The 26973-nt window shown below is 69.4% G+C and carries 30 protein-coding genes; 15 read left to right on the forward strand and 15 right to left on the reverse strand.

From position 1 onward, the window contains the following. Window positions 1-79: 79 nt before the first annotated feature. From DMH01_RS03935 to DMH01_RS03965, 7 genes are read left to right on the forward strand one after another with little or no spacing between them, the layout of a single operon-like run. A complete protein-coding gene (locus DMH01_RS03935; protein ID WP_233621391.1) occupies window positions 80-1450 on the forward strand; it encodes an MFS transporter in 1371 nt (456 codons plus the stop codon). Next, window positions 1450-2925 (forward strand): FGGY family carbohydrate kinase, encoded by a 1476-nt coding sequence (locus DMH01_RS03940; protein ID WP_125673737.1) that lies wholly within the window; start codon window positions 1450-1452, stop codon window positions 2923-2925. The genes DMH01_RS03935 and DMH01_RS03940 overlap by 1 nt, the downstream gene beginning before the upstream one ends. Window positions 2926-2955: 30 nt before the next feature. Next, on the forward strand, window positions 2956-4626 hold the full coding sequence (locus DMH01_RS03945) for a glycerol-3-phosphate dehydrogenase/oxidase (RefSeq protein WP_125673738.1): 1671 nt from the start codon (window positions 2956-2958) through the stop codon (window positions 4624-4626). Further along, window positions 4623-6185 (forward strand): FAD-binding oxidoreductase, encoded by a 1563-nt coding sequence (locus DMH01_RS03950; RefSeq protein ID WP_125673739.1) that lies wholly within the window; start codon window positions 4623-4625, stop codon window positions 6183-6185. The genes DMH01_RS03945 and DMH01_RS03950 overlap by 4 nt, the downstream gene beginning before the upstream one ends. A gap of 18 nt (window positions 6186-6203) precedes the next feature. Next, entirely contained in the window at window positions 6204-6797 is a 594-nt protein-coding gene (locus tag DMH01_RS03955; protein ID WP_125673740.1) for a glycerol-3-phosphate responsive antiterminator, read from the forward strand. Further along, entirely contained in the window at window positions 6794-7084 is a 291-nt protein-coding gene (locus DMH01_RS03960; protein WP_125673741.1) for a putative quinol monooxygenase, read from the forward strand. The genes DMH01_RS03955 and DMH01_RS03960 overlap by 4 nt, the downstream gene beginning before the upstream one ends. Beyond that, window positions 7081-8172, forward strand: a complete 1092-nt coding sequence (locus DMH01_RS03965) for a zinc-binding dehydrogenase (protein WP_233621392.1) — start codon at window positions 7081-7083, stop codon at window positions 8170-8172. The genes DMH01_RS03960 and DMH01_RS03965 overlap by 4 nt, the downstream gene beginning before the upstream one ends. Here DMH01_RS03965 and DMH01_RS03970 read toward each other — a convergent pair whose 3' ends face one another. Together DMH01_RS03970 and DMH01_RS03975 are read right to left on the reverse strand one after the other, a co-directional pair. Further along, window positions 8173-8511 carry a hypothetical protein gene (locus DMH01_RS03970; protein ID WP_125673742.1) on the reverse strand — a complete coding sequence of 113 codons (339 nt, stop codon included), beginning with the start codon at window positions 8509-8511 and terminating at the stop codon, window positions 8173-8175. It abuts the gene before it with no gap. A gap of 110 nt (window positions 8512-8621) precedes the next feature. Further along, window positions 8622-9581, reverse strand: coding sequence for a glycoside hydrolase family 25 protein (locus DMH01_RS03975; protein WP_125673743.1), 960 nt, complete (start codon window positions 9579-9581; stop codon window positions 8622-8624). Window positions 9582-9710: 129 nt separating this feature from the next. Between DMH01_RS03975 and DMH01_RS03980 the strand changes: the two genes are divergently transcribed. The 4 genes from DMH01_RS03980 to DMH01_RS03995 all read left to right on the forward strand — a co-directional run bounded on the left by DMH01_RS03980 (window position 9711) and on the right by DMH01_RS03995 (window position 14323). Continuing rightward, complete coding sequence (locus DMH01_RS03980; protein ID WP_034308775.1) at window positions 9711-9893, forward strand: hypothetical protein; 183 nt, start codon at window positions 9711-9713, stop codon at window positions 9891-9893. A gap of 201 nt (window positions 9894-10094) precedes the next feature. Continuing rightward, window positions 10095-10640: a hypothetical protein gene (locus tag DMH01_RS03985; protein ID WP_125673744.1), complete on the forward strand. Its 546-nt coding sequence runs from the start codon at window positions 10095-10097 to the stop codon at window positions 10638-10640. 27 nt (window positions 10641-10667) lie between these two features. Beyond that, window positions 10668-11144 carry a thioredoxin-dependent thiol peroxidase gene (gene bcp / locus DMH01_RS03990; protein ID WP_034308781.1) on the forward strand — a complete coding sequence of 159 codons (477 nt, stop codon included), beginning with the start codon at window positions 10668-10670 and terminating at the stop codon, window positions 11142-11144. Between the two features lie 2 nt (window positions 11145-11146). Then, the gene (locus tag DMH01_RS03995) at window positions 11147-14323 is read left to right on the forward strand and encodes an NACHT domain-containing NTPase (protein WP_125673745.1); all 3177 of its coding nucleotides are present in this window, start codon (window positions 11147-11149) and stop codon (window positions 14321-14323) included. Window positions 14324-14326: 3 nt separating this feature from the next. Here the strand turns inward: DMH01_RS03995 and rdgB are convergent, their stop codons facing one another. The 5 genes from rdgB to DMH01_RS04020 are packed head-to-tail and all read right to left on the reverse strand — an operon-like array spanning window position 14327 to window position 17998. Beyond that, the gene (rdgB, locus tag DMH01_RS04000) at window positions 14327-14932 is read right to left on the reverse strand and encodes an RdgB/HAM1 family non-canonical purine NTP pyrophosphatase (RefSeq protein ID WP_125673746.1); all 606 of its coding nucleotides are present in this window, start codon (window positions 14930-14932) and stop codon (window positions 14327-14329) included. Beyond that, window positions 14929-15705, reverse strand: a complete 777-nt coding sequence (gene rph / locus DMH01_RS04005; RefSeq protein WP_125673747.1) for a ribonuclease PH — start codon at window positions 15703-15705, stop codon at window positions 14929-14931. Before rph ends, rdgB begins: the two co-directional genes overlap by 4 nt. Before the next feature lie 23 nt (window positions 15706-15728). Beyond that, window positions 15729-16496, reverse strand: a complete 768-nt coding sequence (locus DMH01_RS04010; protein ID WP_125673748.1) for an MBL fold metallo-hydrolase — start codon at window positions 16494-16496, stop codon at window positions 15729-15731. Window positions 16497-16526: 30 nt separating this feature from the next. Further along, entirely contained in the window at window positions 16527-17333 is an 807-nt protein-coding gene (gene murI / locus DMH01_RS04015; protein ID WP_007028257.1) for a glutamate racemase, read from the reverse strand. After that, window positions 17330-17998, reverse strand: a complete 669-nt coding sequence (locus tag DMH01_RS04020) for a rhomboid family intramembrane serine protease (RefSeq protein WP_370323337.1) — start codon at window positions 17996-17998, stop codon at window positions 17330-17332. Before DMH01_RS04020 ends, murI begins: the two co-directional genes overlap by 4 nt. An 82-nt stretch (window positions 17999-18080) precedes the next feature. Between DMH01_RS04020 and DMH01_RS04025 the strand changes: the two genes are divergently transcribed. Then, on the forward strand, window positions 18081-18953 hold the full coding sequence (locus DMH01_RS04025; protein WP_125673749.1) for an arylamine N-acetyltransferase: 873 nt from the start codon (window positions 18081-18083) through the stop codon (window positions 18951-18953). On the opposite strand, the gene DMH01_RS04030 is transcribed toward DMH01_RS04025, so the two are convergent. From DMH01_RS04030 to clpS, 7 genes are all read right to left on the reverse strand, one after another. Beyond that, window positions 18914-19627 carry an aspartate/glutamate racemase family protein gene (locus DMH01_RS04030; protein WP_125673750.1) on the reverse strand — a complete coding sequence of 238 codons (714 nt, stop codon included), beginning with the start codon at window positions 19625-19627 and terminating at the stop codon, window positions 18914-18916. The two genes, DMH01_RS04025 and DMH01_RS04030, sit on opposite strands and share 40 nt — an antisense overlap. 357 nt (window positions 19628-19984) lie before the next feature. Next, window positions 19985-20935 carry a PLP-dependent cysteine synthase family protein gene (locus tag DMH01_RS04035; protein ID WP_125673751.1) on the reverse strand — a complete coding sequence of 317 codons (951 nt, stop codon included), beginning with the start codon at window positions 20933-20935 and terminating at the stop codon, window positions 19985-19987. Window positions 20936-20938: 3 nt separating this feature from the next. Next, window positions 20939-21211: a MoaD/ThiS family protein gene (locus DMH01_RS04040; protein ID WP_005165659.1), complete on the reverse strand. Its 273-nt coding sequence runs from the start codon at window positions 21209-21211 to the stop codon at window positions 20939-20941. A 71-nt stretch (window positions 21212-21282) separates the two neighbouring features. Next, a complete protein-coding gene (locus tag DMH01_RS04045; protein WP_016336788.1) occupies window positions 21283-21699 on the reverse strand; it encodes a Mov34/MPN/PAD-1 family protein in 417 nt (138 codons plus the stop codon). A 60-nt stretch (window positions 21700-21759) separates the two neighbouring features. Continuing rightward, window positions 21760-22752, reverse strand: a complete 993-nt coding sequence (locus DMH01_RS04050; protein ID WP_125673752.1) for a P1 family peptidase — start codon at window positions 22750-22752, stop codon at window positions 21760-21762. Beyond that, window positions 22749-23306 carry a DUF2017 domain-containing protein gene (locus tag DMH01_RS04055; protein ID WP_034308812.1) on the reverse strand — a complete coding sequence of 186 codons (558 nt, stop codon included), beginning with the start codon at window positions 23304-23306 and terminating at the stop codon, window positions 22749-22751. Before DMH01_RS04055 ends, DMH01_RS04050 begins: the two co-directional genes overlap by 4 nt. After that, the gene (clpS, locus tag DMH01_RS04060; protein WP_005165655.1) at window positions 23303-23602 is read right to left on the reverse strand and encodes an ATP-dependent Clp protease adapter ClpS; all 300 of its coding nucleotides are present in this window, start codon (window positions 23600-23602) and stop codon (window positions 23303-23305) included. Before clpS ends, DMH01_RS04055 begins: the two co-directional genes overlap by 4 nt. A gap of 74 nt (window positions 23603-23676) precedes the next feature. Here clpS and DMH01_RS04065 point away from each other — a divergent pair, with 74 nt between their 5' ends. Genes DMH01_RS04065 through DMH01_RS04075 form a run of 3 tightly spaced genes read left to right on the forward strand, consistent with a single transcriptional unit; the run spans window position 23677 to window position 26226 of the window. Next, window positions 23677-24981, forward strand: coding sequence for a nicotinate phosphoribosyltransferase (locus DMH01_RS04065; RefSeq protein WP_125673753.1), 1305 nt, complete (start codon window positions 23677-23679; stop codon window positions 24979-24981). A gap of 19 nt (window positions 24982-25000) precedes the next feature. Further along, complete coding sequence (locus tag DMH01_RS04070) at window positions 25001-25576, forward strand: nicotinamidase (RefSeq protein ID WP_125673754.1); 576 nt, start codon at window positions 25001-25003, stop codon at window positions 25574-25576. Beyond that, on the forward strand, window positions 25573-26226 hold the full coding sequence (locus DMH01_RS04075) for a bifunctional 4-hydroxy-2-oxoglutarate aldolase/2-dehydro-3-deoxy-phosphogluconate aldolase (protein ID WP_125673755.1): 654 nt from the start codon (window positions 25573-25575) through the stop codon (window positions 26224-26226). The genes DMH01_RS04070 and DMH01_RS04075 overlap by 4 nt, the downstream gene beginning before the upstream one ends. Here DMH01_RS04075 and DMH01_RS04080 read toward each other — a convergent pair. Beyond that, window positions 26223-26888 (reverse strand): choice-of-anchor P family protein, encoded by a 666-nt coding sequence (locus tag DMH01_RS04080; RefSeq protein WP_125673756.1) that lies wholly within the window; start codon window positions 26886-26888, stop codon window positions 26223-26225. The two genes, DMH01_RS04075 and DMH01_RS04080, sit on opposite strands and share 4 nt — an antisense overlap. Window positions 26889-26973 lie beyond the last annotated feature (85 nt).

A 26973-nucleotide genomic window follows, 5' to 3' on the forward strand; every position in this document is an offset into this window, starting at 1 on the left:
GACAGCCAGCGCAGAAAGTTGGCGGTCCATGAGTTCATCGACGCTCAGCCCGACAGGCTCGATTTCGAACGTTTCCCATGTGGCAGCACTGATCAACGGTCTTTCGAGGCTGCCACGCAAGGCGAATCTGCTGTGGTACCTCGTGCTGGGCGGCCTTTTCCTGGACGCCTACTCCAACGCCGCGCTCGGCGCGGGCCTGTCGCCGATGATCAAGGAACTCGGTCTCAGCTCCACCCAGGTCGGCGTGCTGACCGCGACCGCGCCCGCGGTCGCCATCCTGTTCAACCCGATCGGCGGCTGGCTGGCCGCCCGGATCGGGCGGGTCAAACCGCTCATCGCCGCCAAGGCGATCGCGGCGATCGGCGCCGTGCTGACGGCGACGGCGGGCGGCTTCGGCGAGGTGTGGTTCGGCCGCGGCCTGGTCGGTGTCGCCTACGGCATCGACTTCGCGGTCGCGATGGCCATGCTGGCCGAGTACACCCCCGCGAAACTGCGCGGACGGCTCAACCTCTGGCAGTCCGTCTGGTACGTCGCCACCACCGTGAACCTGGGGCTGACGCTGGTGTTCTTCCACCTCGACGCTGGGGTGGGGATCTGGCGGTGGTCCGTCGGCTCGGCCGGTGTCTTCGCGATCGCGCTGCTGGTCCTGCAGCTGATGTTCCTCGTCGAGAGCCCGTCGTGGCTCGCGGCCAAGGGAAGGCTCGCCGAGGCGGCGGTCAGCCTCCGCCGGATCTACGGTTTCCAGGTGACTCCGGGGACCAGCGGCGGGCCGGATCCCGCCACGGAACAGAAGATCGGGTTCCGGCACGCGGGTGTGCTGTTCCGCAAGCCGTATCTGCCGCGGACCTTCCTGTCCACGGCGATCTCGCTGACCCAGTCGATGCAGTACTTCGCCGTCGGGTGGTACCTGCCGGTGATCAGCCTGGCGATCTTCGGCCAGGCGTTCCAGACCGCGACCCTCGGTTCGATGGTCTTCAACATCGCCGGGATCATCGGCGGCGCGCTCTCGGCGTACGTCGGCAGGAAGATCGGGCTCCGGACGAGTTCCGCCATCGGTTACGCGTTCGCGTTCGCCATCCTGCTGGTGATGGGGCTGGGCTTCGGGAAACTGCCCATCGCCGTCGGTTTCCTGCTCCCGTTCCTGTTCATCTTCTTCCACTCGGCCGGGCCCGGCGCGAACGGCAAGTCGATCGCGGCGCTGTCCTACCGCAGCGACATCCGGACGCTCGGCACCGGGGTGACCGGGATGCTCGGCAGCTTCGGCAGTGTCATCGGGCTGTACGTGTTCCCGCAGATCAAGGAGGCGATGGGGCTGGGGCCGACGATCGCCCTGCTCGCGGTGGTGCCGTTCCTCGGCCTGGTCTCGTGCCTGATCGTCCGCTGGGATCCCACCCGCAGCGGCATCGATCCCGACGACGAGACGATCGACCTCAAGCTCGGGAGCGCCTGATGCGGCGCGGGATCCTGGCCGTCGACGAGGGTTCCACCGGGACGAGGGCGGCCGTCGTCGGCGAGGACGGCCGGTGCGGGCCCTCCTTCTACACCTCCATCGACGTCAGCCACCCCGAACCGGCGCAGGTCGAACAAGACGCCGTGCAACTTCTGGACCGGACCGTCGACGTCGCCCGGCAAGCGGTGGTGTGGGCCGCCGAGAACGGCGTCGAGATCGCGGGGATGTCGATCTGCACCCAGCGGGCGACGGCCGTCCTGTGGGACCGGGAGACCGGGCGCCCGCTGGCCCCCGCCGTGGTGTGGCAGGACAGCCGCTACGCCGCGGAGCTAACGCAACTCGCTCCGGAGTGGGACAGGCACCTTTGGCCGTCGACCGGCCGTCCGGTGGGGACTCGCGCCCCGTTCCTGTGGGCGGCACGGCAGCTCGAACGGCTCGACGTCCCGGCGGAGCGGGTGCTGTTCGGTTCCGTCGACACCTGGCTGGTGTGGCATCTCAGCGGTCGCGAGCGCTTCACGATCTCGGCGACCAACGCCGTCGCGTTCGGCGGATATCGGTTGCGTGAGCACGCTTGGGACGCCGATTGGCTGGCAGCACTCGGTTTTCCCGCCGAGCTCGCCCCACCACCCCAGGACGACGACGGCGATTACGGTTACACGGACCCGGATCTGCTCGGCATCCGCGTGCCGATCGCGGCGGTCATGGGCGATCAGCACGCGTCGCTCATCGCGCTGGGCGCGCTTTCGCCGGGCCAGGGCACCTGCGTCCACGGCACCGGCACCTTCGTCGGGGCGCTGGCCGGGGACGAGCCGCCCGAGGCGGTGGGCGGACTCGACGGCGTGCTGTGCCTGGTCGCGTGGCGCAGCCGCGGCCACAGCCGGTTCAGCCTCGAGGCCTACACCTCGACCACCGGCTCGGCTTTGCGCTGGCTCACCGAGGATCTCGGCCTGTTCACCTCGGCGGCCGAAATCAGCACGCTGGCCGCGACCCAGCCGAGTGGCGAGGCGACCTGGTTCGTGCCGACGCTCGCCGGGCTGCGCACGCCGGTGCTGCGGCCCGAAGCGCGTGGTGTGCTGGCCGGGCTGAGCCTGGCGACCACACGGGAAGTCCTGGCCCGTGCGGTGATCGACGGGATCGCCCACGCGGTGAGCGACACCGTCGACGCCTTGCGGACGACCATGGACCGGCCCATGACGCATCTGCGGGTGGGCGGCGGCCTGGCGGCGAGCGACGCGTTGCTCCAGAGCCAGGCCGATTTCACCGGTCTCGCCATCGAGCGGGTGGCGGATTCGGCGACCGCCAGCCTGCGCGGCGCCGCCTATCTCGCCGGCACGCGGCTCGGGCTGTGGCCGTCGCTGGCCGACGCGGTGGCCCACCGGCCCCCGGACCGGATCTTCGAACCCGGCCTCGCCGAAACCGACCGGCTGAAGCTGCGGGCGCGCTGGCAAGACGTGCTCGCCGTCTCGCTGTCGTGAATTCCCTGTTCTGATCGGAAAGGCTCCTCAATGTTCACACTGCCGTCCCGGCGGCCGAACGCCGTCGCCGCGGGAGCGACCCCTTCGGCACCCTTGCGGCTGGATCGTCGCACCGCGTTGACCGGACTCGATACCGGCGAGTTCGACCTGCTGGTGATCGGCGGCGGGATCACCGGCGCCTACACCGCGCTGGACGCCGTCTCCCGTGGCCTTTCCGTCGCACTGGTCGAACGGGACGACTTCGCCTCGGGGACGTCGTCCAAATCGTCCAAGATGGTGCACGGCGGGCTGCGCTACATCGAGCAGGGCAACCTGGATCTGGTCCGGCATTCGCTGCTGGAGCGCCAGAGGTTCCGCCGCAACGCCCCGCATCTGGTGCAGCGCCTGCCTTTCCTGTTCCCCATCCTGGCGAAGGACGGCGTTTTCGACGCCAGGATCGCCCGCGCCTTCGAGAGTCTCTTGTGGACCTACGATCTCGCGGGCGGCTGGCGGATCGGCAAGCTGCACCAGCGGCTCACGGTCGACGAGGTGCTGGCGCACGCCCCCACCCTGCGCGCGGACCATCTGCGCGGCGGACTGATGTACTACGACAGCCGCGCCGACGACGCCCGGCTGACCCTCGCGATCGTGCGCAGCGCGGCCCGGCTCGGCGCGGTCGTCGTCAACGGCGCCGCGGTGACCGGCCTCCGCACCACCGGCGGACGGGTGACCGGTGCGACGGTCGAAGCCGACGGCGAGCGGATCGACGTCCGGGCACGCGTGGTCGTCAACGCGACCGGAGTGTGGGCGGACAGCGTCGACGGCATGGCCTCCGCGGGACACCGGCCTCAGGTGCGCCCGGCGAAGGGCGTCCACATCGTGTTGCCGTGGTCGAAGATCCGCAACGACTGCACGGTGACCGTCCCGATCCCGGGCCGCGCGAGGCGGGCGACGTGCACCCGCTGGGGCGACGTGGTCGTCGTCGGCACCACCGACACCGACTACGAAGGCCCGACCGACGACGTGCACTGCACGCGCGACGAAATGGAGTTCCTGCTCGAAGGCGCCACGATCGCCTTCGACACCAAGCTCGGCCCCGAGGACGTGCTGGGCAGCTACGCGGGACTGCGGCCGCTCGTCGGCGGATCCGAGGGCACCACCCTCGACATGCGGCGCGATCACCACATCACCGTCGCGTCGGGCATGGTCACCGTGACCGGCGGCAAACTCACCACCAGCAGGCATATGGGCGAGCTCGTGGTGGACAAGGCGCTCGGCCTGCTGGGACGCAAAGCCCGCTGCCGCACCAAGAACCTGCCTCTGCTCGGCGGCGCCGGATACGACGCTGAGGCCACCGCGGCGACCGGCGGGATCGCCGCGCACCTCGGCGGCCGCTACGGCACCGAAGCCCGTTTCGTGAGCGAGCTCGTCGACGAGGACCCGGCGCTCGGCGAGCCGCTCATCCCCGGCCAGCCGCATCTCAAGGCCGAGGTCGTGTTCGCGGCCAGGTCGGAAATGGCGCGCTCGGTGGACGACGTGCTGTCCCGGCGCACCCGGCTGCGGTTGTTCGCCAGGGACGCCTCCGCCGAGGCCGCTCCGCTCGTGGGCGAACTGCTCGGCGCCGAACTCGGGCTGTCGCCGGAAACCGTGGCCGCGCAAGTGGAGGACTATCGGGCGGACGTCGCCCGGGAGAAGTCGATTCTGTTGGGAGACAACGCATGATCAGCAGCCAGGCCATCGCCCACCCGTTCAACCGGGGCAAGTACGTGGTCGGCGCGCCGACGCCGCCGCGCTGGGGCGACCGCACCCCGCCCGGTCAGGGGCCGGCGTCGCTGCAGACGGCCACCGTCGCCGTGCCCGCCGCGCTGACCGAGTCGCTGCGCGACGTCGCGGACGCGGTGCACACCGAGCACGACGAGGTCGTACTGCGGACCCGCGACTGGTGGGCCGGTTCGATGATCGGCGAGACCGCGGGAAACCCGGCGACCCCGGACGCGGTGATCGCCGAAGTGAGCACGGTCGAGCAGGTCCAGGCCGTGGTCCGGCTGTGCGGTGAGCACGGGGTGCCGCTGACCGTGTCCGCCGGGCGCAGCAACGTCACCGGCGCCGCGCTGCCGGTGTTCGGCGGGGTGGTGCTGGACGTCTGCGGGCTGAACCGGATCCTGTCCTTCGACGCGGACTCCCAGATCGTCGACGTGCAGGCAGGCATGTTCGGCGACCTGTTCGAAACCGAACTGCAGAAGACGCACGGTGCCACCACGGGGCACTGGCCATCGGCCTTCGCACTGTCCACTGTGGGCGGTTGGGTGGCCTGCCGCGGCGCGGGCCAGCTCTCCACCCGCTACGGGAAGATCGAGGACATGGTGGTCGGCCTCGACGTCGTGCTGGCCGACGGCACCCTCGCCCGGTTCGGCGACTACCCGCGGGCAGCCACCGGTCCCGACCTGCGCCAGCTGTTCGTCGGTTCGGAAGGCACGCTCGGCGTGATCACCTCCGTCCGGCTGCGCACGCATCCGCTGCCCGACTACGCCAAGGCCGTCGCCTACGGTTTCGAAACCTTCGCCGAGGGGCTGGAGGCGTGCCGTCTGATCATGCAGCGCGGCGCGACCCCGGCCGCGATGCGGCTCTACGACAAGCTGGAGAGCGGAACGCATTTCGGCCTGCCGGACACCAACCTGCTGCTGATCGCCGACGAAGGCGACCCGGTGCTGGTCGACGCGATGCTCCGCGTCAGCTCCGAGGTCTGCGCGGCGACCGGATCCGAACTGGACGGACCGGCCCTCTTCGAGCGCTGGCTGGACGAGCGGATGCTGGTCGGCAAGTCGGCCGACGGGTTCACGCCCGGCCCGGGTTTCGTCGCCGACACCCTCGAGATGGCCGGGGCGTGGTCGGCGCTGCCTGCGATCTACGACGAGGTCGTGGCCGCGATCAAGGCCGTTCCCGGCACGTTGGCCGCGTCCGCGCACCAGTCGCACGCCTACACCGACGGCGCTTGCCTGTACTTCTCGCTGCGTGGTGACGTGGAGCCGGAGAAGCGGCGGCACTGGTACCGCTCGGCGTGGGACGCGGCCAACGCCGTGCTCGTGCGCCACGGTGCCGCGCTCAGCCACCACCACGGTTCCGGGCTGCTTCGCGGGCCGTACCTCGCGGACACGCTCGGCACGGGCTTCGACACCTTCGTCGCCGTGAAGCGGACCCTCGACCCGCAGGGCCTGCTCAACCCGGGGAAACTCGGACTGCCCAGTGACTTCGGGCCGAACCCCCTTGACTCCAGGAGCTGATCGACCACTGTGGACCGTATGAACGAGAGGATCACGGCGGCGTTCGCGGACGTCCCGGTCTGCGCGTCGGTGGTCGGCACCGCCAAGGTGGGCGATTTCGCGAACTCGGCGTCCCGCGTCGGCATCCTCGCGGCGGTCCCGGTCGGGCAGCTGGCCAAGATCGTGCCGGTGCTGACGGGACTGGAGAAGGTCCTCTTCGTCAACATCGACTCCTGTCCCGGCCTCGCCACCGACCGCGGTGGCGTGGACTTCCTCCAGGAGATCGGGGCGACCGGGGTGGTCAGCACCCGGGTCGCCCCGATCGAACGGGCACGCACGTTGTCGATGCTCACGATGCACAAGGTGTTCGTCACCGACCGGTCGAATCTGAACCGCAGCCTGGAAGCGGTGAAACGCAGCCGCCCCGACCTGGTGGAGCTCATGCCCGCGCCGATCATCCCCTGGATGTCGGCGCAGGCCCGCGAAACCATGTCCCCGTTCGTGGCGGCCGGTTTCGTCACCGACCGGTCCGGGGTGGCCCATTCCCTCGCGATGGGCGCACTGGGCGCCGCGTCGTCCGATTCGGGGCTGTGGTCGCTGACCCGGTCCCAGCTGAGCGCAGGAGAAAAATGAGTTTCGTCGTGGTGGCCCGGTATGTGACCGAGCACCGGGACCGCGTCCTCGAACTGCTGGAGCCGATGGCCGCCGCCTCACGGCGTGAGCCCGGATGTGTCCGCTACACCGTCCACTCCGGAACCGAGGACGGAGTGGTGGTGATCGTCGAGGAGTACGAGTCCGAACAGGACTTCACCGGCCATTGCGAGTCGGAGCACTTCCGGCGGATCGTGCTCGGCGAGGTCGTGCCGCTGCTGGCCGAACGCCAGGTCACCACCTGTGTCCCCGCCGGGAGCGGGCGATGATGCGGGTCCGGGGCGCGGTCCTCCGTGAAGTCGGCCGCCCGCTGGAGATCGAGACGATGACGCTGGAGCCGCCCGGGCCGGGTGAACTGCTCGTCCGGGTGCGGGCCGCCGGGCTGTGCCACTCGGATCTCTCGGTGATCGAGGGCTCCCGGCCCCGGCCGCTGCCGATGGTCCTGGGACACGAGGCCGCGGGCGAGGTGGTCGAAGCGGGGCCGGGCGCCGGCTTCACGACAGGTCAGCATGTCGTGCTGTCGTTCGTGCCGTCCTGCGGCGACTGCCGCCCCTGCCTCACCGGACGTCCCGCCCTGTGCGCCCCCGCGGCCGAGTCGAACCGGAACGGCACCCTGCTCGGCGGCGGCACCCGCTGGTCCTCCCCCGACGGCCGCCCGGGGCACCACCTTGGCGTCTCCGCGTTCGCCGAACACATCGTCGTCTCGGCGCGTTCGGTGGTCGCCGTCGACGACACCCTGCCGTTCGACGTCGCGGCCCTGTTCGGCTGCGCGGTCCTCACCGGCGCCGGCGCCGTCTTCAACGCGACCGACGTACGGCCGGGAGACAGCGTCGCCGTGTTCGGCCTCGGTGGCGTCGGCCTCGCCGCGCTCCTCGCCGCGAAGGCGGCCGGCGCGGCCACACTGGTGGCGGTGGACCTCGTGGCCGAAAAGCGCGAGCTGGCGCTGTCCCTCGGCGCCACCCACGCCCTCGAGGGCGACGTCGAGGCGATCAAGGAACTCACCGGCGGCGGCGCCGACCACGCCGTCGACACCACCGGCGTGGTCGCCGCCCTGCACCAGGCCTACCGGGCGACCCGGCCCGGTGGCACCACGGTCACCGTCGGCCTTCCCGACCCGTCCGCCGAGATCGCGCTGCCCGCGCAAAGCCTGGTGGCCGAGGAAAAGACGCTGCGCGGCAGCTACCTCGGCTCGTGCGTCCCCCGGCGCGACATCCCCCGCTTCATCGCTCTTTACCGGGCCGGGCTGCTGCCCGTGGAGGCGTTGCTGACGCACCGGATCGGCTTGGAGGAGATCAACACGGGATTCGACCGGCTGCGGCGCGGCGCCGCGGTCCGGCAGGTCGTCACCTTCTCTTGATCAAGGTTCGAGATCGATGTGCCTGCGCAACTCCTTGGCGAGTCTCGTCGGAAGAGCGAGGAGAACGCCTTCGAGCATTTTCCTCGCCTGCCTGGGGTCACCGCAGCACTCCCAGACACCGCAACCTTCGCTGTCGACCCAAAGCCGTCGGTACGGGTTCGCGGTGAACTCTCGCCAGAGACGGAGCGCGGTCCGGATCGCGCCGGGGCCGAGGTAGTTCCGGGAACGTTCGAGCCGGGCGAGCTCGGCGGCGAGTGCGGGCGAGAAGCCCTCACCGTATTCGGCCGGCCGCCGAGGTCGCAGTCCTCGGCGGACCTGTGCGGGCGCTCTACGCGGCATGGCCCTTTCGGAAGTTCGTCATCCGGCCATCGTGCCACGAACCGGAAGTCCGTGAAGGCCTCCTTCCCTACCCTCAAGGTAGTGAAGGAGGCCTTCACGGACTTCCGGGCTCAGCCGACGATGTCGATCTCGAAATCCACGGCCGAGCTGTACTCGAAGTCGGCCCACACCGCGCCGGGCAGCCGGTAGCGCCGGTGCGAAACCGTCTTGGAGACGAACCCGGGCTGGTCCATCGGGTTGTAGCCGATGCCGACCTTGTCGCTCCCCCAGGCGTAGATGTTCCCTTGGTAGACAGGTGAGTCGGTGGTGCCGTCGCCATCGATACGCGGCCGCACGATGATCGCGGCCGTCTCGCTCCCCGAGAGCAGCAGCCGTACCGACGTGGTGTCCATGCTGGCCGGAATGGTCCTGCGTTCCATGAGTTCTGTCGTCGCCTTCCGCGTCGGGGCAGCGCCGCCGCCGGTCAAGTGGGCGTTCGTGTAGGACTCGTTGAGGTCGACACCGCTCGCGCGGATACCGGGGATGTGCCCGGCGTCCGAGTACTGGTGCACGTCATAGTGGCCCGCCGCGGCATCGGGTTTCGCCCCGTAGCGCGCGATCCAGATGACGAGGTCCCGTACGCCGAACCGGTCGGGGCGCAACATCTTGGCGAGTGAGTTGTTCATGTAGATCCCGGGGCGGAACCCGTGTTCCGCCACGCGGTTGCAGAACTTGATCGAGAAGTCCCGCTTGCGCCCGTCGGGGATGTTCGGCGCCCCCGAACCCGGCGGGTTGTCCTCGAGGTCGAACATCGGGACGCAGCCGGTCGCCCCGAGCCGCCGGACCTCCGCGATGAACACGTCGGCCTGCGCCTCGGGCGAGGGGCTCGCCTGGGCGTAGTGATAGCCGCCCACCGGGATTCCCACGGATCTCGCGCCCGCCACCAGCGCGTCGCCGGTGTTGCGCCCGCCGTTCGGCAGACCACCGCCGTCGGTGAGCTTGACGAAGACGAAGGTCACGCCGTGATCCTTGACGGCCTGCCAATTGGTAACGGATTGGAAGCGACTGTAGATATCTATTCCCAGCGCCATCGTTACAGCCTGACGGGTGAACAAGTTGGACAAAAGGGCCTAGTGGGCGATAGCCGGTGCGCCCGATTCGCCCTTTTGGGCGGCCCCTCCTTGGCTGACGCGGCTCATCCATACCCGTACTGTGACGACATGGCGTCTCGAAGCCCCATTCGCTGGCTGACCCGTTGGGCCGACTGGTTCGAAGAGCGCGGCGTCTACGTCCCCGGCGAGGAAAGCCGGGCGGTCGATCCGATGCGCGATTTCGGCTGGCTGATCGTGGCCTGGGTGTCCGGTCTGGCGATCTTCATCCTGTTCTTCGCCTTCGCCGTCTGACCCCTCGGCGCTGTGCCACCGAGGTGACGACTGTCACTAGTCGTGTCCTTCCGATCACGGATCGGCCACGGCTGTACACCAGGTGCGCCTCAACCCGGCCTCGCCGCTCCTCTCGGCTGCGGAAGACCGTCAGTCTGGACTCTTCGGCACTAATACCTACCTCGAACGGCCCACCCGCACCGCCGACTGGAGTAACCCCACATGGCGCCCCCGCGCACCCCGAAGCTCTTGATCGCCGCCTGCTCGTTGCTGCTGGCGGCCGCGTGCGGGGTTCCGGCACCGGAAAAAGGGGCAGCCGTGCTCGGCGCGGACGCCCCGGCGCAGGGCCTGGCCGCGACGCACGCGGAAGGCGACCTCGCCTTCGGTGCCCCGCACCGGTTCTCGACCGGGGTGACGATCTCCGTGTCCGCGCCGAAAGCGTTCCGCCCCAGCGCGTCGGCGTACCCGCAGAGCCCGCGCGCGGTGGCCTTCGGCATCGAGGTGACGAACGCGGGCGAGGGCACCTACCGGCTCTCCGGCTTGTCCGTGACGGGCGAGGTCGACGGGGAGACCTCCTCGGTCAAACAGGTCGTCGACCCGGTGCAGGGCTACAACGGCATCGCGGACGCGGGCAAGGACGTGGCGCCCGGCCGGTCGGTCCAGCTGAACCTCGCCTTCGCCGTTCCGGACAGGCCGGTGAGGCTGCGCCTCCAGGTGCGGCCGAGTCCCTCGGAGCCCGTCGCCGCGAAGTACTGCGGAAAGGTCTGACGCCGCCGGTTCGCTACCGTGTGCGTCATGACCGAGCAGCGACTTTCCCCCGGCGACAAAGCGCCCGACTTCACCCTCCCGGACAGTGAGGGCAACGACGTCAAGCTCAGCGACTTCCGCGGCAAGTCGGTCGTCGTGTACTTCTACCCGAACGCCGGCACGCCGGGCTGCACGAAGCAGGCTTGCGACTTCCGGGACAGCCTCGCGCAGCTCAACGACGCCGGTTACCAGGTGCTCGGCATCTCGCCCGACAAGCCCGCGAAGCTGGCGAAGTTCGTCGAGGCGGAAGGGCTGACCTTCCCGCTGCTGTCCGACACGGAGAAGACCGTTCTCAAGGCGTACAGCGCCTTCGGCGAGAAGAAGAACTACGGCAAGGTCTACGAAGGCGTCATCCGCTCGACATTCGTCGTCGACCCCGAGGGCAAGATCGCCGTGGCGCAGTACAACGTGCGCGCCACGGGACATGTCGCGAAGCTGCTGCGGGACCTCGACCTGGCGTCCTGACGATGACGGGGCTGGAGGGACCCGCACTCAAACTGGGCGGCAGTATCGCCACGCACGCGGCGAAGTCGTGGCTGCGACGACGGCGGAATAAGACCGAACGCGAGTCGAGCCTCGCCGAACTGGCGGCGGACGAACTCAAAGGGCCGCTGGAGAAACGCAAACTCGAGAACCTGGTGGAGACGATCGGCCTGCAAGTGGCCGAAGAGCTGAAGCCGGTCCTCACCGCACGGTTCTCGACGCTGCCCGAAAACGAGATCACCGCGGCGTTCCTCGCGGTCGAGGACACGCTCGGCAAGGTCGATCTCTCCGATGAAGCCCTCCTGGCGGACGACGCCGACCCGGAACTCCTGGCCCGGCGCGTCCGCGAACAGTTCCCCGCGCGCTCGGCCATGCTCGCCGAGCGCGCGGCGGATCTGTACGAACTGGCGCTGGATCAGGCATGCCGCCACCTGGTGATGGTGGTGCGGCATCTGCCGTCGTTCCAGCCGACGACGCTCGCCGAGATCTTGGGACGGCTGACCCGGCAATCGGACCAGCTGGACCAACTCCTCGCGCGGATCCCGAAGACGAGCCTCACCGCTCCTGCGGGAACCGACCACGACGCGGAGTTCAAGGCGGAGTACCTGAGCCTGCTCTCCCGGAAACTGGACAGGCTCGACCTGCTCGGACTGACCAAAGACGACCAGCCGACATTGCCGCTGACGGTCGCCTACCTCAGCCTTTCCGTCTCCTCGGAACGCTCGCGCAAGGACGACCGCCCGGAGGACTGGTTCGGGAAACACCCCGCCCGCCGCGACGGGACGACCATGCGGGCCGAAAGCGCGATCGGCGAGGAGCATCGCACACTGGTCCGAGGCGAAGCGGGTTCCGGCAAGACCACTCTGCTGAACTGGCTCGCGATCAGCGCGGCGGGCGGGCGCTTCACCGGGAAGCTGGCTTCGTGGAACGGATTCGTCCCGTTCCCGATCCGGCTGCGGAGCTTCGCCTCCGGCGAACTCCCCGGCGCCGAACACTTCGTGGCTCACGCCGCCCCCACACTCGCCGGACGGGCGCCCGCGAACTGGGCGGACCGTGTGCTGCGAAGCGGAAAGGCGATGATCCTGGTCGACGGCGTCGACGAGGTCGAACCTCCCCGCCGCCGCAAGGTCAAGGACTGGCTCCATGAACTCGGGCTGACCTATCCGGAAGCACGTTTCGTCGTCACCTCTCGGAGCGCGGCCGCCGACCAGCGGTGGCTGTACCAGGAAGGCTTCGGTTCCGTTCTGCTGGAACCGATGAGCGCGACCGACATCCACGCGCTCGTCGACAAATGGCACGAGGCCGCGGTTTCGGTTCGCCCCGACGAGGATCTCGACGAAGCCCGGCGACGGCTGCTGAACCAATTGAGCAACCGGCCACATCTGCGCACACTGGCTTCGAGCCCGCTGCTCTGCTCGATGCTGTGCGCGTTGAACTGGGCGCACCGTTCGGAACTGCCACGCGACCGGATGGACTTGTACCGCAAGGCGTTGTCGATGCTGCTGCACCTGCGCGACACGGCGCGCAGCATCACCGTCCTGCTCACCGAACAGCAGAAACTGATCCTGCTCGGGCATCTCGCCTGGCGGCTCACCTCCAGTGGCAAGGTCGAACTGCCGAAGGACGAGGTCCTGGAGCACATCGCGTACCGGCTGCGCTGGATCCCGCATGTCGACCACGACGCCGAAGAAGTGCTGAACCATCTCCTCGAACGCAGCGGCGTGCTGCGGGAGCCGGTGAGCGGCCGGGTGGACTTCGTGCACCGGACCTTCCAGGAATTCCTCGCCGCGAACGAGGCCACCGAGGCACGCTATCTGGACACCCTGATCGCGAACGCGCATCGGGACACCTGGCGGGAAACCGTGATCATGGCCTGCGGTCACGCCAAACACCATCAGGCCGACAAGCTGCTCACCGAAATCCTCGACCGGGCCGACGCGGAACAGCGGCACACACGTCGCTTGCGGCTGCTCGCGGCGGCCTGCCTGGAGACGGTCAGCAACGTCGATCCGGCCGTGATCGAACGGGTCGAAAAGGTCATCCGAGAGCATCTCGTCCCGCCGCGAGACCTTCGCGAAACCCAGTCTCTCGCCTCTGTCGGACCCCGGCTTTTGCGCTATCTCCCGGAAACCACCGACGGGCTCAGCGAGGCGGCAGCCGCCGCGACCGTCCGGGCGGCCACGCTCACCGCGGTTGACGACGCCTTGCCGCTTCTGCGCAGCTACGCCCAGGACAGCCGGGAGAAAGTGCAAATGCAGCTCAGTGAGGCTTGGCAATACTTCGATCCGGAACGCTTCGCCGACGAAGTCCTGGCAGATTCCCCTTTGCAGAACGGCAAGTTCGAAGTCAATGCAGGCAGGCTGGTGCCGTACACGGGAAGGCTTCGCCATCTCGACGCCTTGTCCGTAAGACTCCCCGGCTCCGAGAAACAGTCCGATCTCGGCCTGCTCGCGGACGCCCCGGCTCTTCGGGTAGTCGACCTGGACTTCACCGAAAACGCCGCTGTGGACGTGACCTCCCTGACCGACCATCCGGCGTTGACGGAGATCAGCCTGTACTTCGCCAAGAAGTACACCGGTCTGCAAGCCCTGAGTTCCTTGGCAGCACTGGGAGAGCTGACCATCTTCCGGTCCTCGCCGTGGCGCGGTCTGGAAGCGTTCAGCCGCCTGACGCAGGTGCGTACGCTGACGCTCGATCACCTGCGCTCAGTCACGAGTCTCAAAGCCCTAGCCGCGATGACTTCACTGACCAAGCTGAGTCTGTGGGAGTGTTCTCGTCGCGCACTCGCCGCCACACCGCCGATTGCCGGAATCGACATGTTGAGCCTGCATAGCGAATTGCAGACCGGAATCACCGCACAGTCGATCGCCGAGACGTTCCCCGGCCTGACCTACCTTTCGGTGAGCGCGGCCGACATGACGGATTTGACCCCACTGGCCGAACTTCCATTGTCGTCGCTCATTCTCTCGTCGTGCGCGCTGAACGACCTCGGCCCGCTCGCCTCGCACCCCACTCTGAAGGACATCTTCATCTACGCCGACGACGAGGGAGATGCGGTCGACGTCCGGCCGTTGGCGGATCTCGACATCAGCCTCCGCGCACGACCGAAAGATCGCATCATCGGGCTCGACGAACTCGGGCCCAACGTGCGGACCCGCTGACGGTCAGCCGGTCAGCTTCCGCAGCTCTCCCACCAACGCGCGCAACGCCTTCCCCCGGTGCGAAGCTTCGTCCTTTTCGGACGGTTCCAGCTCCGCGGACGTCCGCGTCTCGCCCTCCGGCACGAAGATCGGGTCGTACCCGAATCCGTTGGCACCACGGCGTTCCCGGATCAGCGAACCGCGCCATTCCCCGCGCACCACGGTCTCGTCGCCACCGGGGACGACCAACGCGGCCGCGCAGACGAAAGCCGCGCCCATGCGCTCGTCAGGGGTGTCGGACAGCTGCGCCAGCACGAGATCCAGGTTCGCCTCGTCGTCGCCGTGCTTGCCCGACCAGCGCGCCGAGAGCACGCCCGGCATGCCGTTGAGCGCGTCGATGGCGATGCCCGAATCGTCGGCGATGGCCGGAAGACCGGTTGCGGCGGCCGCGTCCTGGGCCTTCGCGAGCGCGTTGCCTTCGAAGTCCGGAGCGGTTTCGGGTGCTTCGGGGAACTCGGGGAGGTCGGCGAGGCCGATGACCTCGACGCCCTCGATCCCTTCGGCGACCAGGATGCGCCGGAGTTCGCCGAGCTTCTTCGCGTTGCGGGTGGCGAGGAGCAACTTGGTCACTTCGCGCCCTTCTTCTTGTCCGGACGCGGCTCGGGCAGTTCGCCGGGGTACGGCAACGCGAGCGCCTCGGTCTGCAACCGGGTCAGCTCCTCGCAGCCCGCGAGCGCCACGTCCAGCATGGTGTCCAAAGTAGACCGCGCGAAGGTGGCGCCCTCGCCGGTGCCCTGCACCTCGATGAGGGTGCCCGTGTCGGTGGCGACGACGTTCATGTCGACCTCCGCGCGCGAGTCCTCTTCGTAGGGCAGGTCGAGGCGCACCCGGCCGTCGACGACGCCGACGCTCACCGCGGCCACCGAAGACGAAAGCGGTTGCGGGTCGGCGAGGCGGCCCGCCGCGCCGAGCCAGGTGACGGCGTCGGCGAGCGCGACGTAGCCGCCGGTCACCGCGGCCGTGCGGGTGCCGCCGTCGGCCTGGATGACGTCGCAGTCGATGACGATCGTGTTCTCCCCCAGCGCCGCCAGGTCGATGCAGGCGCGCAGGGACCGGCCGATCAGCCGGGAGATCTCGTGGGTGCGGCCGCCGACGCGGCCCTTGATGGATTCGCGGTCGCTGCGGGTGTTGGTCGCCGAGGGCAGCATCGCGTACTCGGCGGTGACCCAGCCGAGGCCGGAACCGGCCCGCCAGCGGGGGACGCCTTCGGTGACGCTCGCCGCGCACAGCACCCGGGTGTCGCCGAACTCGATCAACACCGAGCCCGCGGGCCACCGCTGGAAGCCGCGGGTGATCTTGATGTCGCGAAGCTGGTCGTCGTTCCTGCCGTCTTTTCTCGCCACGGCAGCCACTCTAGAACCCCGCGTCAGAGGTCGTAGACAGCGCCCTGCTCGACCAGCTCGGCCGCGGGGAACGCGACGGACGCCTCGGCGAGGACCGCGTCGCGGTCGGTCCAGGGCGCGACGTGGGTGAGCAGCAGCCGCCCGACCCCGGCCTTGCGCCCCAGCTCACCCGCTTCCTTGCCGGACAGGTGGACGCCGGCGGGCCGGTCGGGCGAGTCGGTCCACGACGCTTCGGACAGCAGGACGTCGACGCCGCCCGCGAGATCGGTCAGGGTGTCGCAGACGCCGGTGTCCCCGGTGTAGGCCAGCGTCTTGCCGCCGTGCGCGAACCGCAGGCCGAACGCCGGGGTCGGATGGTCGACCGGGACCGCGGTGACCTCGAACGGCCCGATCTTCATCGGCTCGGCCCGCAGGACGTCGAAGGCGAAGACGTCCGAGAGGTCGGTGGTCGCCCGCTCGTCCTCGTTCGCCGCGTACGCGTAGGTGAGGCGCTCTCGCACGTCCGACGGCCCGTACACCGGCAGCCGCCGCGGCCTCGCCGGGTACGGCAGCGTGGGGTGGTAGCGCCTCAGCACGGTGAGGGCGCTGACGTCGGCGCAGTGATCGGGGTGCAGATGCGAAAGGATCAACGCGTCCAGGTCGAACGGGTCGCGCAGCGCCTGAAGCCTGGCGAGCGTCCCGTTGCCGAGTTCGAGCCCCAGGACGAACCCGTCCGCCTCGATCAGGTAGCCGGACGCGGCGGCGTTGGGCCCGGGGATGCTGCCGGAGCAGCCGAGGATCGTGAGACGCACTGTGACACCTTAAGCACGGAATCGGCGATTTTAGGCGCTGGTGGGAGCCAGCACACCCGGAGCGAAGCCCATGAACCGCTGAGCGAGTCTGGTGAACGGCTCGGCGGATCCGGTGGCGACGAACTCGTGCCGCGGCGGGGTGTCGCGTTCGGCGAGGAGGTCGGCCTCGGTGAGGACGCGCACGAGGTCACGCGCGGTCTCCTCGGCGCTGGACACCAGCGTGACGTCCTGGCCCATGACGATCTGCAGCACCCCGGACAGCAACGGGTAGTGCGTGCAGCCCATGACCAGCGTGTCGACCTGCGCGTCCAGCAGTGGTTCGAGATAGCCCTGTGCGAGCCCCAGCACCTGGCGCCCGGTGGTGATCCCGCGTTCGACGAAGTCCACGAACCGCGGGCACGCGACACTGGTGATCTCGACGTCCTGCGCGGCGTTGAAGGCGTCGTCGTAGGCGCGCGACCGCACGGTGCCCTCGGTCCCGATCACACCGATGCGGCCGGAGCGCGTGGCGGACACTGCCCGGCGCGCGGCCGGGAGGACGACCTCGATCACGGGGACGTCGTAGCGCTCCCTCGCGTCGCGAAGGCAGGCTGCGGAGGCGGTGTTGCAGGCGATGACCAGCGCCTTCACCCCGCCTTCGACGATGTCGTCCAGCGCTTCGAGCGCGTACTGGCGCGCGGTGGCGATGGGAAGCGGACCGTACGGATTACGGGCGGTGTCGCCGACGTAGCGCAACTGCTCACCGGGCAGCTGTTCCAGGATCGCCCTGGCGACGGTGAGCCCGCCCACTCCGGAATCGAAGACGCCGATGGGGGCGTCGGCGCTCGGCTTGGTCACACGGCGAGGCTACCGGGACCGGTCGCTTTCCTGGCCTGGGACCTGTCCACCCGCGCCATCAACCAGGCCGCGAAGACACCGGACAGCGCACCGAACAGGTGACCCTGCCATGAGACGTTCGGATCACCCGGAAGCAGTCCCCAGAGCATCCCGCTCCAGATGCCGAGCAGCACCACGGCCACCAGGATCTGCCCGACCGCACGGTTGAAAATGCCGCGGACCAGCAGGAACGCGAGCCAGCCGAAGGCGACTCCGGACGCTCCGACGGTCACCGTGCCGCCCGGCGAGATCAGCCAGACACCGATGCCGGAGAGCACCCAGATGATCGCGGTGACCAGCACCCACCGGCCGATGCCCGCGGACATCGCGAGGAAGGCGAACACCAGCACCGGGACGGTGTTGGAGAACAGATGCCCCCAGCCCGCGTGCAGCAGCGGCGCCCAGAGCACGCCGTCGAGATCGGAGACCTCGCGGGCGACGATGCCGCCGCTCTGGTCGAGGTCGACGGGCAACACGACGTCGACCAGTTCGACCAGGTAGAGCAGCGCGGTGAAGGCCAGCGCGACGATCGCCGCGGCCCTCGGGTTCGGTGGCAGGACGCGTTTGGCCGGATCCGTACCGGACGGCTCGCTCGCCGGGGCCGGCAGGGGAGGCAAAGTGGTCACCTCCCCAGGCTACGTCGGCGAACGGCGAGATCGCCTCCGTGAGAACCCTGATTTGTCGGTGGGTGCCGTTACGGTCGATCACATGGGGATTCCTTCTTCCGAGCACGTCGACGTGCCGGCCTACCTCGCGCGACTCGGCCTCGAGCACGAGCCGCCGAGCCTCGACGCACTCTTCCGGCTGCACAGGGCCCATGTGGAGCGGGTGCCGTACGAGGATTTCGAAGTCCAGCTGGGCCGGGTCACCTCGCTGGACCCGGCGGTGTCGTTCGGCCGGATCGCCGCCGGCCGCGGCGGCTACTGCTATCACCTCAACGGTGCGTTCTCGGCCCTGCTGCGGTCGCTCGGTTACCAGGTCACCCGGCATCCGAGCGGGGCGCAGATGCCGGGCGCGCCGTCCGGGATCCACCTCAACCACCTGGCGCTGACGGTGACCGGGCTGCCGGAGGAGCCCGAGGCCGGGTGGCTGGTCGACGTCGGGCTCGGGGACGGCATCCACGAGCCGATCCCACTGCGTGAGGGCGAGTACAAGCAGGGGCCGCTGGTGTTCCGCATGCGGCCCTCGGAGGTCACGCCGGGCGGCTGGCGGTTCGACCACGATCCGCAGGGCAGTTTCGTCGGGATGGACTTCGCGCCGGAGGCGGCCGTGATGGCCGACTTCGCCGAGAAGCACATCGAGCTGTCGACGGCGGAGGATTCCGGCTTCGTCCGCACGCTGGTGGTGCAGCGGCGCGACGCGGAGGGAGTGGATTCGCTGCGCGCGCTGACCTTGAGCGGTCTGCCGGGCGGCAAGACCGTGCTGGAATCACCGGCCGAGTGGTGGACGGCGATCGAGGACGTCTTCGGGGTGGCTCGCGGCGGATTCACCGGTGAGGAACAGGACAGGCTGTGGCGGCAGGCCGTCGCCCAGCACGAACGTCACGCCGTGGGAGGAAGGGAGGCCTTGCCCAGCGCGTAGCCCACGGCCGCTTCGGCGTGCAGCCTGGTGGTGGGGAACGTGGGCACCGGGCTGTCTTCGGGGCCCACGAGCAGTTCGATCTCCGTGCAGCCGTAGATGACGCCCTCCGCGCCCGCCTCGACGAGCCGCGCGATGACCTCGCGGTATCGCTCACGGGAATCCTCCGTGACGACACCGTGGACGAGCTCGTCGTAGATGACCCGGTGCACCGTCTCGCGGTCGCTCTCGCTCGGCACGAGCACGTCGAGACCGTGCGCGGCGAGACGTTCGCGGTAGAACGGCTGGGCCATGGTGAAACCGGTGCCGAGGAGCCCGACCCTGGTGATTTCGCGGGCCTTGATCGCGGCGGCCGTGGTGTCGGCGAGGTGCAGGAGCGGCACGCCCAGGCCGTCGGTGAGCTGGTCGGCGACCTTGTGCATCGTGTTGGTGCAGAGGACGACGAAGTCCGCTCCGGCGGCTTCGAGGGCGAGGGCGGCGCGGTTCAGTTCCCGCCCGGCGTCGTCCCAGCGCCCGTCGGCCTGCATCGCTTCGATTTCGGCGAAGTCCACTGAGTACAGCACGGTGCGCGCGGAGTGATACCCGCCGCGCAACTCGCGGACGCGCTCGTTGACCAGCCGGTAGTACTCGGCCGACGATTCCCAGCTCATCCCGCCCAGCAACCCGATGACCTTCATACGCGCCATCGTGCCAGCGCCGCGGCCGCCTCGTAAGCGATAGAGGGAACGGCAGAGGTGGCTCGTCGGTGCCCGCGCTCGGGGCTCCCGATGTGGCGTTGGAGTCGTTGAGCGTCCCCAATGCCACATTGGGGGCACGGTGGCCAGCGCGTCCCGAAGGTCATGAAAGGGTCGTTGAGGACGAAAAACGTCTTGAACGACCCTTTCATGACAAATCTTGCAGCGAAAGGCCTCTTTGCCGCAGCTGGAGAGGGCCCACCCCAACCCCCGGCCGCGCCCCCCCAAACGCTATGAAAGGTCCTTTCCTTGCAAATTTTGCAAGGAAAGGACCTTTCATAGCGCGCGCGAAGAGATGAATCAGGCCCAGAGCTGCCCGTCGAGCCTCTCGGCCGCTTCGTCGAGCGAGCCGGAATACGCGCCCGTCGAGAGGTACTTCCACCCCGCGTCAGCGACCACGAAGGCCACATCGGCGGGCTTCCCCGCGGCGGCGGCCTTCTCGGCGACGGCCAGCGCCGCGTGCAGCACGGCACCCGTCGAGATCCCCGCGAAGATGCCTTCGTGCTCCAGCAGCTCGCGCGTCCGGCGAAGCGCGTCGTACGCGCCGACGGAGTACCGGCCGTTGAGCACGCTCGCGTCGTAGAGCTCCGGGACGAAGCCCTCGTCGAGGTTCCGCAGGCCGTACACCAGCTCGCCGTAGCGTGGTTCGGCCGCGATGATCTGCACGTCCGGCTTCGCCTCGTGCAGGTAGCGCCCGACACCGACCAGGGTGCCGGTGGTGCCGAGGCCGCCGACGAAATGCGTCAGGGTCGGCAGGTCCTTGAGCAGTTCGGGCCCGGTGCCGCGGTAGTGCGCTTCGGCGTTGGCCGGGTTGCCGTACTGGTAGAGCATCACCCAGTCCGGGTTGGCCTCGGCCAGTTCCTTCGCCCGGCGCACGGCTTCGTTGGAGCCGCCGGCGGCCGGGGAGAAGACGATCCGCGCGCCGTACGCCTGCAGTAGCTGCTTGCGCTCGGTCGAAGTGTTCTCCGGCATCACGCACACCAGGCCGTAGCCCTTGAGCTTCGCGGCCATCGCGAGCGAGATCCCGGTGTTGCCCGACGTCGGCTCCAGGATCGTGGAGCCGCGCCGGAGGATGCCTTCGCGCTCGGCGGCCTCGATCATCGCCAGCGCGGGGCGATCCTTGATCGAACCGGTCGGGTTGCGGTCCTCCAGCTTCGCCCACAACCGCACGTCATGGGTGGGCGAAAGCCGGGGAAGGCCGACCAGCGGCGTGCCGCCGAGCGCGTCGAGCAGGGACTCGAAGCGAGCCATCGATCAGCCACCGGCCACGGCGGGCAGGATGGTCAGGGTGTCGCCGTCCTTGACCTCGGCCTCGAGACCGCCGGAGAAACGGACGTCCTCGTCGTTGACGTAGACGTTGACGAAGCGGTGCAGCTTCTCTTCCTTGACCAGGCGCGCCTTGAGGCCGCCGTGGCGGGACTCGATGTCGTCGATCACCTCGAGCACGGTCTTGCCGGTCGCCTCGACGGACTTCTCGCCGCCGGTGTGCGTACGCAGGATGGTCGGGATGGACACGGTCACGGCCATGGTTTTCTACCTCCGGTGGGTTCTCTGCTACGCAGACGTTCTGGTCGGGCCGGGTTATTCCCGGACCCGGTTCAGCCGATGATCTCGACGGGCTCCTCGGTGATCTCCCCGTCCACGATCCGGTACGACCGGAACTGGTGCGAATCGGGGTCCTTGGTGGAAACGAGCACGTAGTGCGCGTCGGGTTCCGAGGCGTACGAGACATCGGTGCGGGACGGATAGGCGTCGGTCGCGGTGTGCGAGTGGTAGATGACCACCGGGACCTCGTCGTTGGCGTCCATCTCGCGGTAGAGCTTGAGCAGATCGCCCGAGTCGAACTCGTAGAACGTCGGCGAGCGCGCCGCGTTCAGCATGGGGATGTATCGCTCGGGGCTGTCCGATCCCTCGGGACCGGCGATCACCCCGCAGGCCTCATCGGGATGGTCACGACGGGCATGGGCGACGATCTCGTCGACGAGTTCACGGCGGATCCGGAGCACGTCGCCCATCTTAGGTGCTGGAAAGGGCCGGTCCACACTCTGAGATCGCCGCCACTCACACCCGCGTTGTCAGGAGAGGGCCTCCGGCCAGACGTCGCGGTACGCGCGCATGCCTCCGGCGGAAGTGGCGTTGAGCACGCCGTGCACCATCGCCCGCCCGAAGACCCGCGCGGCCGCCGAGCACAGCGTGTCCAGCACCATCGCGCGCCTCGCCGCCGCGACGGGGCCCGCGCCGCCGGGAAGTTCCCGATCGCCGGTGGCCAGCGCGAACACCGTGTCGCCGTCGAACATCGTGTGCGCGGGCCGCACGGCCCTGGCGAGACCGTCTTGCGCGGCCACCGCGAGCCTCCGCGCCTCCGCCTTGGACAGCGCCGCGTCGACCGCGACCACGCCGATGGTCGTGTTGAGGCCCGCGGCCTTCGCCTCGACATCGCCCGGCCGGTCGGGCCAGCGGACGCCGAACTCGCCGTCGACCTCGTGATCCGCCGCGTAGGCGCGGCCAGTCGAGAGGTCCACGGCCTCGCCGGCGGCGTTCACGGCGGCGACGACGCCGACGGTGAACTCCCCGACCTTCTCCGAGGCCGTCCCGATCCCACCTTTGAGTGATCCCGCCTTCGCCCCGGCTCCCGCACCGACGGTCCCGAGTGCGACCGGACCCCCGACAGCCGCTTCGCAGGCCGCATAACCGAAGGAGGCGTCCGGACGGTTTCCCCACTCGCTCCGCGGCAGGTCGAACAGCACCGCGGCGGGCACGATCGGCACCACCTCGTGCGGTTCGGTGCCGACCGGGATGCCCAGATTCCGCTCGGCGAGCCAGCGCATGACGCCGTCCGCGGCGGCCAGGCCGTACGCGCTCCCGCCGGACAGGCAGATCGCGTTGACGTGCTGGACCAGGTTCTCCGGCTCCAGCAGGTTGGTCTCGCGCGTTCCGGGCGCGCCGCCGCGCTGGTCGACGGCCCCCACCGCGCCGCCGGGGACCAGCACGACCGTCGTCCCGGTCGCCCAGCCGTCGCCGACCCGCTCGTGATGCCCGACCAGCACGCCGGGGACGTCGGTGATCATGACGTCAGCGACTGGATGAGGGTCTCCTGCACCCAGGTCAGCCAGTGGTAGACGCCGAGATGCGGCGCGCGGGGATCGTCTTCGGGCAGCTCGTCGGGCATGTCCTCGGTGACGTCGAGCGCGGTGCCCAGCGCGAGCCGGACGTCGTTGAGCGCGCCCAGCCACGCGTCGGCCTGCTCGAAGGTCAGCCGCACGTTCCCGCCGTCACGCGGCAGGGTGTCCAGCACGATCTTGGCGACGCCGACCTTCTTGTCCAGCAGCTCGGGCTCGTGGATCGACCGCATCGCGGCGGCCGAGTCGATGTCCTCGCGGGTCGGGTTGTCCGGGTCCAGTTTGTGGAAGTCCGGCAGGAGCCGGGACAGGACCGGGTCGTCCGGCGATTCGGTCGGGCCCATCCGGATACCGGTCAGCTCGGCCAGCTCGTCCTGGGGCGCCTCTTCGGCGCGCGCGGTGAGCATGTCCTCCAGCTGGCTGACCAGGCCGCGCAGCACCGCGGCCTCCTGCTGCTCGAACCCCGCGACGATGGTGTCGCCCTTGCGGCGCCATCCGTTCATGAAGGCTGCTCCATGGTGGCCCAGAGGCCGGCCGCGTGGAGTTTCGCGACGTCGGTCTCCACCTTCTCCTTGGAACCGGACGACACGATCGCCTTGCCCTTCTGATGCACGTCGAGCATCAGCTTGGTCGCGTGGTCCCGGCTGTAACCGAACAGCTTCTGGAACACGTACGTCACGTACGACATGAGGTTCACCGGATCGTTCCAGACGACCGTCCGCCAGGGTTTGTCCTCAGAGACGACCTCTACTCCCTGTGGATCAACCTGCGTCTGCTCGGATGCGACAGGCGTGGACATGCACTCCATGGTGTCACGGGCCCGTTCCGGTATGGGCTGGCAGGTCCGGCCATGTGGGTGAATAGGCTGGTGCCATGGGTTTCCCCGAGGCGGCCACTGGCGCCAGCACCGCGCTGCTCACCGACCACTACGAGCTGACCATGCTGGCCAGCGCCCTGTCCGATGGGACGGCGGACCGGCCGTGCGTCTTCGAGGTCTTCGCACGTCGTCTGCCCGACGGCCGCCGCTACGGCGTCGTCGCGGGCACCGGGCGGGTCCTCGACGCGATCGCCGACTTCCGGTTCACCGACGCCGAGCTGAGCCAGCTGGAAGCGACCGCCGTCGTCGACGACGCCACCCTTTCGTGGCTCGCGGACTACTCCTTCTCGGGGAACATCGACGGTTACCCCGAGGGCGAGCTCTACTTCCCCGGCTCCCCGATCCTGACCGTCACCGGCTCCTTCGGCGAGGCCGTCGTGCTGGAGACGCTGATCCTCTCGATCCTCAACCACGACAGCGCGATCGCCTCGGCCGCGGCGCGGATGTCCGGCGCCGCGCACGGCAGGCCGATCATCGAAATGGGCGGCCGCCGCACACACGAGTACGCCGCCGTCTCCGCCGCGCGGGCCGCGTACCTCGCCGGCTTCGCCACGACCTCCAACCTCGAAGCGGGCCGCCGCTACGGCATCCCGACGCGGGGCACCGTCGCGCACGCGTTCATGTTGCTGCACGACAGCGAGGAACAGGCGTTCCGCGCGCAGGTGGACAAGATGGGCACCGACACCACACTCCTGGTGGACACCTACGACATCACCAAGGGCATCGAAACGGCCGTCCGGGTGGCCGGGACCGAACTGGGCGCGATCCGCATCGACTCCGGCGACGTGGGCCCGCTGGCGCGCAAGGCCCGTGAGCAGCTGGACGCCCTCGGCGCCAAGGACACCCGCATCGTGGTGTCGGGCGACCTCGACGAGCACGCCATCGCGGCGCTGCGAGCGGAACCCGTCGACGCGTACGGCGTCGGGACCTCGGTCGTCACCGGTTCCGGCGCGCCGACCGCCGGGATGGTCTACAAGCTCGTGGAGGTCGACGGCAGGCCGGTCGCCAAGCGCAGCGCGCACAAGGAATCACGCGGCGGCAGGAAATCCGCGCTGCGACGGCACCGCGAGACCGGCACCGCCGTCGAAGAGGTGATCTGGACGGCCGTGTCCGAGGTCCCGGAACGGGGACCGAACGACCACGAATTGCAGATTCCGCTGGTCCGGGACGGCCGGACGGTGGATGATCTGCCCACGCTGGACGACGCGCGCCAGCGGCTTCGGCGGGCGCTGGTGAGCCTTCCGTGGGAAGGCCTCAAGCTCTCGCACGGGGAGCCGGCCATCCCGACCGTATTCGTCTAAAGAGACTCAGGAGCAACACATGGGGACCGCCTTGATCGTGGTCGATGTGCAGAACGACTTCTGCGAAGGCGGGTCGCTCGGCCTGCCCGGTGGCGCCGCCGCCGCCGAAGCGATCTCCAAGCAGGCCGCGGAGGGCGGTTACGCGCACGTCGTCGCCACCCGCGACTACCACATCGACCCGGGCGACCACTTCAGCGAGACGCCGGACTTCAAGGACAGCTGGCCGCGTCACTGCGTCGCGGGCACTTCCGGCGCGTCGTTCCACCCGGCGCTCGACGTGGTCCCGATCCGCGAGGTCTTCTCCAAGGGCGAGTACACCGCCGCGTACTCCGGCTTCGAAGGCAACGCGCGCGACGGCAAGACGCTCGACGCGTGGCTGAAGGAGCACGACGTCACCGAGGTCGACGTCGTCGGCATCGCGACCGACTTCTGTGTCCGCGCGACGGCGCTCGACGCGGCGAAGGCGGGCTTCAAGGTCCGGGTGCTGCTGGACCTCACGGTCGGCGGTTCGCAGCCGACGGTCGACGCCGCGCTCAAGGACTTCGACGAGGCGGGCGTGACCTACACCGGGAAGGCGCCGGTCCCGGCCGCATGATCCAGCACGACCTCCAGGACACCCTGATCGAAAACCGGCTCGTCGCGATCCTGCGGGCCGCGGACGCGAGCCGGTTCGCCGACGCCGCCACGGTGCTGCACGCCGCCGGCGTGCGAGTGCTCGAAGCGGCGTTGACCACGCCGGGCGCCACGGACGCCATCTCGACCATCCGCAAGAAGCTCGGCGACGACGCGCACATCGGCGCCGGGAGCGTGCGCGAGGTGTCCGATGTGGACATCTCGGCGGACGCGGGCGCGACGTTCCTGGTCACGCCGACGGTGAACCCGCTGGTCATGGAGCGCGCGCACGAACGCGGGCTGCCGGTGATCTGCGGCGCGCTGACGCCGACCGAGGTCGACCAGGCGTGGCGTCTCGGCGCGGCGGCGGTGAAGGTCTTCCCGATCGCGGCCGTCGGCGGGATCGCCTACCTGCGGGCGATCCGGGCGCCGATGCCGGACATCCCGCTCGTCCCGACGGGCGGCGTCCATCTCGCCGACGTCGGGAAGTACCTCGACGCGGGTTCGATCGCCGTCGCGGCCGCCACGCCGCTGGTCGGTGACGCGCTCACCTCGAAGGGGTCGCTGACGGATCTGGCGACCCGCGCGAGCGAGTTCGTCGCGGCGGCCGCGAAGTACGTCTCGCGTCTTTAGGGCTTCTTCTTGCCGTAGGGATCGCAGCGCGCGGTCCCGAGGTAGATGTCGCCCTTCGCCGGTCCGCCGCCCTGCGGGAACAGCTTGATGTGCAGCATGTGCGTCACGAGGCTTCCGTCGGGCGGCGTCGGCGTGACGGTCTCGTTGACCGTGACTGACGCCAGCGCCGTCCCGCCCTTGCCGCCCGAGATGGTCAGCCGGTAGTTCTGCGGGATGTTCTCCGGCAGCGTGAACCCGGAGACGTCGCCGAACTCGATGTAGCCGAGGCTGCCGTCCTCGGTGGTGCTGCATTTCGCCATGAACGTGCGGATCTTGATCACCGGACCACCGAACCGCTTGAGCAGGGTGGTTTCGAACCGCCGCCCGGCCGCCTCGCCGACGGCCACCGCGCCGTTCCGGCCGCAGCGCGACTCACCCCCGCCGAACCGGGCGAAGTCGCCGACAGCCCCACCCTGGGTCTTCGCGGTCAAGGGACCGTCGACGTCACACGGCGCTAGCTCGCCCGTGACCACGTGTTCGTCGCCGATCTCCACGTCGAGCGAACCGACCGACGCCGCCGCCGTCGCGGGCGCGGGCCCGGCCGACGCGGCCGCCGGACCTCCCGCCACCAGCGCCCCGGTCAGCATCGTCACCGACAACAGCCTCGAAACGGGTTTCCTCATGTCCGGCAGCCTCCACCAACCGCCTGTCCCGTGCAGGGTCATGCCACCCGGACGAGTGGACGCACGATGACCGTGAGGTGGCCGA

The organism is Amycolatopsis sp. WAC 04182 (genome assembly GCF_003947465.1).
Lineage (GTDB): Bacteria > Actinomycetota > Actinomycetes > Mycobacteriales > Pseudonocardiaceae > Amycolatopsis.